At 70.2% G+C, this 10,766-nt stretch carries 11 protein-coding genes; 7 read left to right on the forward strand and 4 right to left on the reverse strand.

Translation table 11 applies throughout. The features are described 5' to 3' along the window. Positions 1 to 119 precede the first annotated feature (119 nt). The 7 genes from D7X99_RS27455 to D7X99_RS27485 all read left to right on the forward strand — a co-directional run bounded on the left by D7X99_RS27455 (position 120) and on the right by D7X99_RS27485 (position 7,142). Positions 120 to 683 (forward strand): hypothetical protein, encoded by a 564-nt coding sequence (locus D7X99_RS27455; protein ID WP_120578182.1) that lies wholly within the window; start codon positions 120 to 122, stop codon positions 681 to 683. Positions 684 to 693: 10 nt separating this feature from the next. Then, positions 694 to 1,509, forward strand: a complete 816-nt coding sequence (locus D7X99_RS27460; protein WP_121780366.1) for a hypothetical protein — start codon at positions 694 to 696, stop codon at positions 1,507 to 1,509. 14 nt (positions 1,510 to 1,523) lie between these two features. After that, positions 1,524 to 2,135 (forward strand): penicillin-binding protein activator LpoB, encoded by a 612-nt coding sequence (gene lpoB, locus D7X99_RS27465; RefSeq protein WP_121780367.1) that lies wholly within the window; start codon positions 1,524 to 1,526, stop codon positions 2,133 to 2,135. 9 nt (positions 2,136 to 2,144) lie between these two features. Next, positions 2,145 to 3,440 (forward strand): COG3014 family protein, encoded by a 1,296-nt coding sequence (locus tag D7X99_RS27470; RefSeq protein WP_233613774.1) that lies wholly within the window; start codon positions 2,145 to 2,147, stop codon positions 3,438 to 3,440. Between the two features lie 32 nt (positions 3,441 to 3,472). Beyond that, entirely contained in the window at positions 3,473 to 4,231 is a 759-nt protein-coding gene (locus D7X99_RS27475; protein WP_120578179.1) for a ZIP family metal transporter, read from the forward strand. 7 nt (positions 4,232 to 4,238) lie between these two features. Further along, positions 4,239 to 5,036, forward strand: a complete 798-nt coding sequence (locus D7X99_RS27480; protein ID WP_121780369.1) for a bifunctional 2-polyprenyl-6-hydroxyphenol methylase/3-demethylubiquinol 3-O-methyltransferase UbiG — start codon at positions 4,239 to 4,241, stop codon at positions 5,034 to 5,036. Positions 5,037 to 5,417: 381 nt separating this feature from the next. Further along, positions 5,418 to 7,142 carry a sigma-54 dependent transcriptional regulator gene (locus tag D7X99_RS27485; RefSeq protein ID WP_121780370.1) on the forward strand — a complete coding sequence of 575 codons (1,725 nt, stop codon included), beginning with the start codon at positions 5,418 to 5,420 and terminating at the stop codon, positions 7,140 to 7,142. Between the two features lie 16 nt (positions 7,143 to 7,158). Here D7X99_RS27485 and D7X99_RS27490 read toward each other — a convergent pair whose 3' ends face one another. The 4 genes from D7X99_RS27490 to D7X99_RS27505 are packed head-to-tail and all read right to left on the reverse strand — an operon-like array spanning position 7,159 to position 10,718. Beyond that, complete coding sequence (locus D7X99_RS27490) at positions 7,159 to 7,659, reverse strand: GDYXXLXY domain-containing protein (protein ID WP_121780371.1); 501 nt, start codon at positions 7,657 to 7,659, stop codon at positions 7,159 to 7,161. Beyond that, positions 7,656 to 8,765 carry a DUF4401 domain-containing protein gene (locus D7X99_RS27495; RefSeq protein ID WP_121780372.1) on the reverse strand — a complete coding sequence of 370 codons (1,110 nt, stop codon included), beginning with the start codon at positions 8,763 to 8,765 and terminating at the stop codon, positions 7,656 to 7,658. The genes D7X99_RS27490 and D7X99_RS27495 overlap by 4 nt, the downstream gene beginning before the upstream one ends. 2 nt (positions 8,766 to 8,767) lie before the next feature. Further along, a complete protein-coding gene (locus D7X99_RS27500) occupies positions 8,768 to 9,778 on the reverse strand; it encodes a DUF2157 domain-containing protein (protein WP_121780373.1) in 1,011 nt (336 codons plus the stop codon). A 49-nt stretch (positions 9,779 to 9,827) separates the two neighbouring features. After that, the gene (locus D7X99_RS27505; RefSeq protein WP_121780374.1) at positions 9,828 to 10,718 is read right to left on the reverse strand and encodes an alpha/beta fold hydrolase; all 891 of its coding nucleotides are present in this window, start codon (positions 10,716 to 10,718) and stop codon (positions 9,828 to 9,830) included. Between the last annotated feature and the right edge of the window lie 48 nt (positions 10,719 to 10,766).

Genomic DNA, 10,766 nt, shown 5'->3' on the forward strand with positions numbered 1-10,766 from the left:
GTGAGAGCCCCAGGGAAAACGGGCGCTTGCACGGACGCTCGCCGCGCGATGAATATGTCGACCCACGCGGCGTAAGACGCCCGTGAGAGCATTCGCACCCAAGCTGGGGAGTCCAACAGATGAAGCGTCCTGTCACGTTGTGCGGAGCCCTGGCGCTCCTGGCCGTCGCCGCGCCGCTCACCGCGAGCGCCCAGGAGCGGGGCCGCACCGACGGGCCTGAAGAGTCGGAGTACGGCACGGGAGGCTACGGCGACAACCGCCGGGGCGTGTCGCTCCAGTTCGACTGGGGCGCGGCCATCAACTCCGGTGAGAACCCCCCGGGCGCGCCGGAAGGTCCGCCGCTCTTCGTGGGCGCCACCGTGTCCCTCTGGGGCGATGACTGGTACCGCCTGGACGTCAGCGGCGGCTACGTCTTCGACGGCGGGCGCTTCATCGGCAACGTGGGCCCCACCTTCCGCAGCTGGGGCTGGCCGGTGTCCTTCACCCTGGGCCTCAAGGCGGGCGCCATCGTCATCCCGGAGGGCGAGGGCCTGCGCTTCGCCATCTCGCCGCAGGTGGGCGCGGAGATCTTCCTGGACCGCCGCGACCGCGTGCTCATGGGACTGCACTATTCGCCGGACATCCCCATTGGGGGAGGAGGAGTCACGAACCGGTTGTTCATGAACGTCGGATACCGGTTCTGACGGAAACGCCATGATCGCTCAACTGCTCGCAGCCGCTGTCGCGTTGACCACGGCCCAGGCGCCTCGCGCCGCCTCGCCGTCCGTGGCACTGCCGTTCCCGTCGGGGGACGTGCAGACCTACAACATCATCCAGTGGGACCCGAACCAGCTGCCGCGCATCTATGAGCGGTCGGACCAGCTCCCTCTCACCGACGAGGAGCTGACCAAGCTGTCGCAGGCCGGCTTCGAGCCCGCGCAGCTGGTGAAGATGATTGAAGAGCGCCGCTGCGCCTGCGACGCGAGCGCGGACGGCCTCATCCGCCTGAAGAAGGCGGGCGTGGACAAGACGGTGCTGGCGGCGGTGTCGCGCCATGGCCTGGCGCCCAACCGGCAGCTGGACATCCTGGTGACGCTGGACTTCACCGGGGAGAGCCGCACCGCGCGCGAGGCGTTCCTCTACTTCTTCGTGGACGACGGGGACATCACCCGCGTGTTCTCCGCCAACCTCCCGGAGCTGCTGCAGCGCCGCAACAGCCACGAGACCATGGTGGACCGCAGCGACATCATGGTGGCGCGCACGGTGCGCCGTATCCAGCTCGCGGGCAATGTGCCGCTCAAGACCTACGGCGCGCACCGCGTGATGGTGGCCGCCAGCGCCAGCCCCACGCTCACGCACCCCTCTCAGCTCACCCCGCAGGAGCGCGCGAAGGCGCAGACGTACACCTTCGACTATCCGCGCGCGTCCTTGCAGAGCCTCTGCCGCCTGACGGCCGGCTACCGCCGCGACGCGGTGCTTGCCTACAAGTGGAACTTCGAAGGCAGCCGCTTCGAATGCGAATGGAACTAGGAGTCGACCCGACCATGAACACCCGCCGCCTGTTGCTGTCCGCCCTCGTCGCCGTGTCGCTCGCCGGCTGTGGAGGCTCCCGCGCCTTCACGCGCGGCACCTACGAGGACCCCAACACCATCGAGATGCTGGGCGACCGCTTCAACGAGAACGACCTGCAGCTCATCGCGAAGAAGATGGCCGAGTCGCTCGCCAACGCCCCGCGCTTCGCGCAGCCCCCGCCGCAGGGCGCGACCCTGCCCATCGTCCTCGTGGGTAAGCTGCGCAACAGCACCAGTGAGCACATCGACATGCGCTCGCTGGCGGACAAGATTCAAACGGCGCTCGCGCAGACGGGCCGCTTCGCGCTGGTGGACCAGGCCGCGCGCCAGGACATCGCGGAGGAGTACGAGTACCAGCAGTCCGGCTACGTGAACCCGAACGCCGCCAAGGCCCCGGGCCAGCAGGCGTCGGTGGACTTCCTGATGACGGGCGACCTCGCCTCCATCATCCAGGAGGTCGGCCGCGACAAGCTCGTCTATTACAAGATGACGGCGAAGCTGAACGACGTGCGCACCGGTACGCTGGCGTGGACGGACGAGAAGCAGATCCGCAAGAAGTTCGAGAAGCAGGGCGTGAGCTGGTAGCCGTCCGCCGTGGCCAACCTCCCCGACATCGCATCCCAGGCCCCGCGCGTCCCCGCCGCTTCCCCGGCGGGGGGGCGTTGGGGCCTGTTGTTCATCGTGGCCCTGAGCGCCCTGAGCGTCCTGGGCACGGGCTGCGCCAGCGACTACGTGGCGCGCACGGCGTCCGCGCGCTCCGCGTACCAGTCCTCCGACTATCAGCGCGCCCTGAGTGAGCTGGACGGCGAGCAGAAGGAGGCCCCCGAGCGCGACCAGCTCCTGTTGCTGTTGGACAAGGGCATGGTGCTGCACGCGGCCGGGCAGTGGGAGGAGAGCACGAAGGTGCTGGCCCAGGCGGATGACCTCATGTCGCAGCTGGACATCACCTCCGTGAGCGAAGAGGCCGGGGTGCTGCTCAGCAGCGAGCGGCGCCGCGCCTACCGCGGGGAGGACTTCGAGAAGCTGATGATCTCCGTCCTCCAGGCGCTCAACTACGCGGAGCTGAACCGCGACGAGGACGCGCTCGTGGAGGTCCGCCGCGTCAACGAGCGCATCGAGAAGATGATCACCGAGGAGAAGAAGCCGTACGAGCAGCTCGCCATCGCGCGCTACCTGGGCGGCGTGCTGTACGAGGACCAGCGCGAGTGGGACTCGGCCTTCATCGACTACATGAAGGCGTACGAGCTGGAGCCCCGGCTGGGCGGGCTGGTGGAGCCCCTGTTGCGGCTGGCGAAGAAGACGGGCCGCGACGACGCCTACGAGACGCTCTCCAAGAAGTTCCCGAACGTGGCGCACGACGCGGTGGGCCCCGGTGAAGGGCAGCTCGTCGTGGTGGTGGAGGCGGGCCTGTCGCCGCAGAAGGAGCGGGCATCGCGCGACTACGGCGACTCCGGAGACCTGATTGAAGTGCCCGTGTACCGGGACCGCGGCGGTACACCGCCGGTGCGCGTGTCGGTGGAGAACCAGGCGGAGCAGGCGGTGACGGTGACGTCGCTGTCGCGCGTGGCCCAGGTGCACCTGAATGACCGCATCGGCCGCATGTTGGCGAAGCAGCTCGCGGGCGCGGTGGCGAAGGCGGGCGTGGCCGCGGGTGTGGGCGCGCTCACGAAGAGCAAGGAGCTGGGCGTGCTCACCTTCCTGGTCCTCAACGCGGGCAACCAGGCGGACCTGCGCTCCTGGCTTTCACTGCCGGCGGAGTTCCAGGTCGCGCGCTTCCGGCTTCCTCCGGGAAAGCACACCGTCCAGGTGGATGCACCGGGCCGGCCCACCACACACCTGGTGGAGGTGAAGCCGGGACGGGTGGAGGTGCTGGTGGTGCGAAGCTACTGACGACGTCATTTTGGGAGTAGGGTGCGCGCCCCATGTCGCCGGTCGTAGCCGAAGTCCTCCTGTACTCCTTCATCGTCGTGGCGAGCGCGCTGGCCGGGGCGGGCGTGGTCATCTTCAATGACCGCTCCACGCGGCTCGTGACGTTCCTGGCCTTCGCGGCGGGCGTGATGTTCGGCGCGGCCTTCTTCCACATGCTCCCGGAGGCGTACGAGGGCGGCGGCTGGTGGGCCTTCGCGCTCGTGCCCATGGGCTTCCTCTTCGTGCTGGTGCTGGAGCGCTACCTCGTGGCCCACGCCTGCGAGGAGCCGCCAGACTGCGCGGAGCACGTGCATGGCCATGCGCTGGGCCTCAGCGCGTTCCTGGGCCTGTCCACGCACACGCTCTTCGACGGCATCGCGCTGGGCTCCTCGGTGAAGGAGGGCGTGGGCGCCATGGCGCTGCTGGCCATCACCGCGCACAAGATTCCCTCGTCGCTGTCGCTCGCGTCCATCCTCCAGGCGGAGGGCAAGAAGCGCGGCACCATCCTGGCGTACACCGCGCTGTACGGCCTGATGGTGCCGGTGGGCGCGGTGCTCTACTTCGGCTTCGACGCGGTGCTGAGCTTCCAGTCGCTGGCGCCCAAGGCCCTGGCCTTCTCCGCCGGCACCTTCCTCTACATCGCCGTGTCGGACCTGCTGCCGCACGTGAACAAGCACGGCAGGGACAAGCCCGGGCGCAACCTGGTGGCATTGGCAGCGGGGTTGCTGGTGATGTTCGTGCTCGCGCGCGTCCTGGGACACACGGAGCACTGACGGCACCATGGAACGACGCAAGGACTGGTACGAGCACCCGGAGTACTACGAGGCCATCTTCGGCACGGACACCGTGCGCGAGGCGGACTTCCTCCAGGAGCTGAGCCGGCGCTTCGGCACGGGAGGCAACCAGTGGCTGGAGCCCGCGTGCGGCGCGGGCCGGCTGGTGGAGGAGGCCGCGAGCCGAGGCCTGAAGGTCGCGGGCTACGACTTGTCGGAGGCCATGCTCGCGCACGCGCGCAAGCGCCTGTCCCCCGCGGAGCGCCGCCGCGTGAAGCTGTCCCAGGCGCGCATGGAGGACTTCTTCGACCCGGCGCTGGAAGGCCGCGTGGACCTGGCCCACACGCTGGTCTCCACCTTCCGCTACCTGGACAGCGAGAAGGCCGCGGTGGAGCACCTCACCGGCACCCGGCGCCTGCTCAATCCAGACGGCATCTACGTGCTGGGCTTCCACCTCACGGACTACGAGCGCTCGGGCCCTGAGCACGAGCGCTGGGTGGGGCAGGTGGGCGCGGACAAGGTCGTGTGCAACACGCACGAGGGCTTGCCGGAGCAGCGCCTGCGCCGCTCGCCCATGCGCAACCGCCTGCGCGTCACCGGCCCGGACAAGGACTGGCTCATCGAGACGACGTGGTTCTTCCGCACGTACGACGAGGCCCAGGTGAAGCGCCTGTTCCGCAAGTCCGGCCTGCGCGTCGCGGCCACGTTCGACTTCGACTACGACCTGGACTCGCCCGTGGGCCGCGGCAGCCCGCGCCTGGACCGCGTCTTCGTGCTGAAGCCGGACACGTCCTCCAAGGCCTGATTGGTATGGAATGACCCGGCTGCCCGCCCGTTCAGAAGGCGCGGTCCGTCAGGCATTGGGGCTCAAACGTCAGGGGTTTGCGTCCTGTCCGGACGCGCTCGCGTTCCAACGGGACGCAGGTTGAGTGGGGTGTTCATCGTGACCCCGCGGAATCATTGGACTTACCCTGTTGGCACGGCATCCGCAATGCGTCCCGCCCATACGCCGGCAACGGCGTGTACCGCATCCAGATGCACCCGGAGCGCGGAAGGAGGGGCCGCTCCTTCCGCGCTCTCCATCTGAATCCGCACCTCCCCGTCATCTCCGATAGAGTCCGCGTCTGCTTTTTGGACGGCTTCGCCGGTCGGCGGTGGCGCGGCTTCCGCACGGGAGGCGATGGGGATGCAAGACGAGTTGGCGCAGCTCATGGCTGCGCTCAGGGATTCCAGGGACTTCGAAACCGCGGCAGCGTCGACGTTGCGCCGGATGCTGGCCGTGGCGGACGCCGCGGTGGCGGCCAGCCGCTACGCGGGCCGGGCTCGGGTCCTGCGCGGCATCGTCCACCTGCGTCCTGGCGAGGCGTACCGCCGGCTGGCGGCGTTGGACGTGGGCGCGCGCGAAGTGACGGACGCGGGCGTCGAGATGCCCTTCTTCACCTCGGCCACGGCCTGGCGCGCGGTGGTGGAGCACCGGTGCGCGGTGTCCATCGACGTGAACATCGGCACGGTGCAGCCGCACGCGCCGGACGCGCCGGTGACGGGTGACCCGGGCCTCGCGGGCTTCCACAGCAACGAGAGCAAGCAGCGCTTCCTGGGCCGCCACGCGACGCACGTGTGCGTGCTGCCTTTGCGCACGCCCGCGGGCATGGAGGGCATGATCTCCCTGGAGGCGGATTGCCTTGCCGCCATGGGACAGGAGTTCGTCTGGCGCGACTCCGGAGACCTGCTCCAGCTGCTCACGGACATCGCCGCGCCGTACCTCACCGCGCTGCCGCAGCGGCCGGTGGCCACGCCGGAGGTGGACGAGTTCCTCCCCGTGGTGGGCCGCTCCATGGCGGAGCTCTTGCCCATCCTGCGCACCTTCGCGCTCCAGGACGAGACCATCCTCGTGAGCGGGGCCACGGGCGCGGGCAAGTCGCGTCTGGCGCGCTGGTGCCATGAGCGCTCCGGCCGCCGGGGCAAGCCCTTCGAGACGCTGGACCTGGTGACGGTGCCGGAGGACCTCCAGATGGCGGAGCTCTTCGGCTGGAAGAAGGGCGCCTTCACCGGCGCGGTGCGCGACGCGCCGGGCGTGGTGGCCCGCTCGGACGGCGGCACGCTGTTCATCGACGAAATCGACAAGCTGTCGCTGAAGGCGCAGGCGGGCCTGCTGCACCTGCTGGAGTCGCGCAGCTACCGGCCGCTGGGCGAGGGCACCGGCGAGAAGCTCGCGGACGTGCGCTTCATCATCGGAACCAACGCGGACCTGCACTCGCAGGTGCGCGCCGGCCGCTTCCGCGAGGACCTGTACTACCGCGTGAACGTGCTGCCGGTGCGCATGCCGCCGCTGCAGGACCGGCAGGACGAGATTCCCCTCTGGGCGCGGTACATGGTGAACCGCCGTCACCGCGAGCGGATGCCGGAGGGCTCCGCGCGGCTGGCGCCGGAGGCGGAGGTGATGCTGACCACCAGCTCGTGGCCGGGCAACCTGCGGCAGCTCGACAACATCGTGCGGCGTGCGTACACGCTGGCGATGGTGGAGCACGCGGCCGGCACGGGCGACCTGGTGCTCCACGAGAAGCACGTGGCGCGCGCGCTGGACTACGAGCAGTCCCCCAGCAGCGGTCGTCCGCTGCCGGAAGCGCTGCGGGCCGCGGCGCAGGCCTTCGTCGGTGAGGCGCGCAGGCGCAGCACGCCGCTGGACCTGGACTACGCGGACGGCTTCCGCGGGCTGGTGCTGGGCACGGCCATCCGCCAGATGGGCCGCGACGAGGCCTTCCGGATGCTGGGCCGCGAAAGCCTGGTGAAGAACCGCAACCACCACAAGGCGCTCAAGCGCGAGCTGGAGAAGGTGGACGGCCTCTACAAGGCGCTGGGCGAGGAGGGCTCCCCGTTCTCCGACCTGCTGGAGAACGAGGACGCGGACTGACGCCAGGGGCGCGCCTTCAGTGGATGGCGCTGCCCAGCGGCTGGTAGTTCTCGTCGCGCAGGCCCACGAGCACGCTGGTGCCGTTGTCCGTCACCCGCAGCTCGCCGTAGCGCGCCTTCGCGTAGCGCTCCGCGTGGCCCTCCTGGAAGAAGAAGGCCTCCGCGCCCAGGCGCATCTGCGAGTTGCGGATGCGGAAGCGCAGGCGCACCTCGCCGGGCGCGAGCGAGGTGCCCGCCTGCGTCTCGTAGCGCACGAACTCGCCCACGTTGTGCTCGTCCAGGCGCAGCACCACGTTGCCGTCCTCCTGGGGCTGCTCGCGGCCTTCGCGCCAGCCCTGGTTGATGGCGTAGTCGAGCACCATGTAGTCGCCCTGGATGAGCGAGCGCGGATCCACCGGAGCCAGCCGCAGCAGCACGGGTTGCCCCCGCGCGAGCACGGTCTCCTTCTGCACGACGAGGAAGGCGAGCGCGACGAACACCAGCGCGAGCCCACCGAAGATGACGGCGCCGCGTTTCATCGGGCCTCCGTGAGGACGGCGGGCTGCCGCCGCAGGAAGAACTGCCGCACGCCCAGCAGCAGCAGGCCGCTGCCCGTGAGCGCGAGCGCCTTGGCCAGCAGCGTGATGCGCAGGTCGTAGTAGTAGTACGCGCCGAACGTCAGCAGGAACGCCACCGCCAGCCCCAGCATCACGCGGCTGCGGCGGTGGAAGCCGAGCGTCAGCATCAGCACCGCCACCAGCACGCCCGGCGTGTTCAGCGTCATCACCGTGAGCAGCACGAGCGCGCCGGCCGCGGGAATCCAGACGCGCTGCTCCTGGGACAGGCCCAGCTCGCGCAGCACCCGCCACCCCGTCCACCCCACGAGGAGCGCCAGCAGGATGGAGAGGTACGCGCTCGGCACGAACGCACTCTCGAAGCGGAAGACGTAGCGGAAGCCCTCCTGCGAACTCTCGAAGCTGCGGAACAGCAGCCACCCGGGCACGGCGCACGCGAGCGCGAAGGCGATGGGGCCCACGCGAGGTCCCAGTTGCCCACGCCGCAGCAGCGGCTCGAAGAGCAGGATGCCGGAGAGCGCCGCCGCGCACAGGAGCATCCACACGTCCACGCCCGCGCCACTCACGGTATCGAGCGCCAGCACGCCCACGGACACGCAGAGCCCCACTGTCGCCAGGAAGTAGAGGATGAGGTCCGGGAACACGGCGAGCAGCGCGAGGGACGCCACCGCCCCCGCGAACGCGATGGTGGGGGTGCTCTGGTCCATCTGCCCCAGCCCCAGGAGGAACGCGCCCACGCCCGCCATGCACAGGGCCAGGGCGAGCTGCTCCATGAAGGGGCCCTGGGTGCTCCGGCGCAGGAACACCGACGCCACCGCCAGCATGAGGCCCAGGCCGGTGAGCGCCACCTCCTCCTTCCAGAGGCCCACGCAGGCGAAGAAGCTGAGCATGAAGGCGGCGGACAGCCACGCGCCACCGCCGGCCAGCGCCTTCACGAACCAGGGCGAGGCACCCAGCGTCTTCTGCCGGATCTCCAGGACGGTGCGGGCGCGCGCGTCCACCTCCGCGTCCACGTGGCCCTCGGCCTTGAGCCCCGCCAGCACGTCTTGAATGGTCGGTCGCAGGGCCATGATCAGGTCTCCTCCGAAACGCCGGTGGCCTGCGACTCGCGGCGCAGCCAGTACACCGCCAGGCTCACCTCGCCAATGAGCACCAGGGGCAGGACGAAGAGGGTGAACTCGTCGGCGTGTGTTACTTCCAGGAGGAAGTAGCCCACCGCCGTCGTGACGAGCGTGATGAGGCTCAGCGCGCCCATGGTGAGCAGGAACAGCTCGCCATGCAGGTGCCGGTGCAGGGCGTAGATGGCGACCAGCGCTCCCACCACCAGCGGCAGGGACAAGCCGGCCTCGAGCGACCGTTCGCGATTGCTCAGGATGAACAGGATGCCCAGGGTCACCAGCGGCAACAGCGTCATGATGGACAGCACGCGGGGCATCCACCGCCCCTGGAGCCAGGAGACCTTCTGATTGGCGAAGTGCTCGTACGTCGCCCAGGCGAACCCGTTGAGCAGCCCCAGCACCAGCGCGAGCCTTGCCTCATAGGCGTTGAAGCGCGTCATGCGCTGGCCCCAGAAGAGGATGACGCCCGTGTTGACGAGCACGAGCTGGAGCATCCAGAGGGGCGTGAAGCGCGCCAGCGCCACCCACGGCAGGATGAGCACGCCCCAGCCGATGAACAGCTCATACGGATCCGCGCCCGTCTGGTACGTCTGTCCGTACACGGCGAGCAGCGGGCCCACCAGCACCGCGGCCGCGAGCAGCGCGAACTGGCCCGCGGGCCGGTCACCCAGCCGCCACGCGCCCACCGCCGCCCCGGCCATGCCCAGGCAGATGAGGCCCAGCTTCGAGAAGCGCCCCAGCTCCGCCCAGTTGAAGGCGAAGAAGTACACCACGCCCGCCAGCACCAGCAGCGAGCCCAGGGCCATCAACGTCGTGGACAGGAACGCGCGCCAGGCGGGCCGCTCCGGCGAGGCGACCGCCAGGTGCAGCGCACGCCCGTACGCGTCCGGTCTCAGGATTCCGGCGTCCGCCAGCGCGTGCAGCCGCTCCGGCGTCGCCTCAAGGTCGAGGAAGTCTTTCGGCACGGCGGGGGACTGTACCCGGTTCAAGTGACGCCGGGGACACCGCGCCAGCTCACGGGCTGGAGGGCTCCGCGTCCAGGAAGGCCTTCAGCTCGGGGAGCACGCGCTCGGGATGCTCCAACTGCGGACTGTGTCCGCACGCCACGCGCACCACCCGGGCCAGGGGAAGCCCGCTTGCGGCCTCGTCCGCCAGTGAGACGGGCAGCGTCTCGTCGCGCTCGCCCCAGATGAGCAGCACGGGGACCTTCACCTCGCCCAGCCGCTCGCGGCGGTGGAACAGCGGACCCGTCAGCGGCACCAGCGCGTTGAAGGCCTGCGCGGCTTCGGGCCTTCCACCGGGCACGCTCAACAGCTCGTAGCCCAGCTGTCCCAGCTTCTCTCCCAGCGGCGTGGGAGGCGGCGGCAGCATCCGGGCCATCGCCCAGGGGCCCAGGTTGCGCGCCAGCCGCTCCGGCCCCGCCCGGAAGAACAGGCGCGAGGCGCGCGGCATCTCCGGACCCAGGCCCATCGCGTCCACCAGCACCAGCCGCTCCACCGGCACCGTTCCGCGCAGCGCGAGCTCCAGCGCCACCAGTCCGCCCAGCGAGTGGCCGACCACCGCCACGGGCCCCGGCGCCACCATCCCCAGCGCCTCCTCCACGGGCGCCGTGAAGAAGCGCACCGCGTCCTCCGCGGACTTCACGTGCACGTCCGCCGGGGTGGACTGACCGAAACCGGGCAGGTCCAGGGCCAGCACCCGGTGGTGCCGGGCCAGCGCCGTCAGGTACGGGAACCAGTGGGTCGCCGCGTTCCCACGTCCGTGGAGGAAGACGACCGTGGAGCGGGCGCCCTCGGGAGGCCCTCCTTCGAGGATCCGCACCGCGCCACCCCCGGGTAGCCAGTGAACCTGGGGCACCACGGCCGGGGCCAGCTGGGCCAGGAGCCCCGTCTCCACCGGGCCCACGGGGGGCGTGGCGCCCGGGGCTCCGGGGCGGCCGGCGGCGTCCCAGCG

Source organism: Corallococcus sp. AB032C (assembly GCF_003668935.1).
Taxonomy (GTDB): Bacteria; Myxococcota; Myxococcia; order Myxococcales; family Myxococcaceae; genus Corallococcus; species Corallococcus exiguus.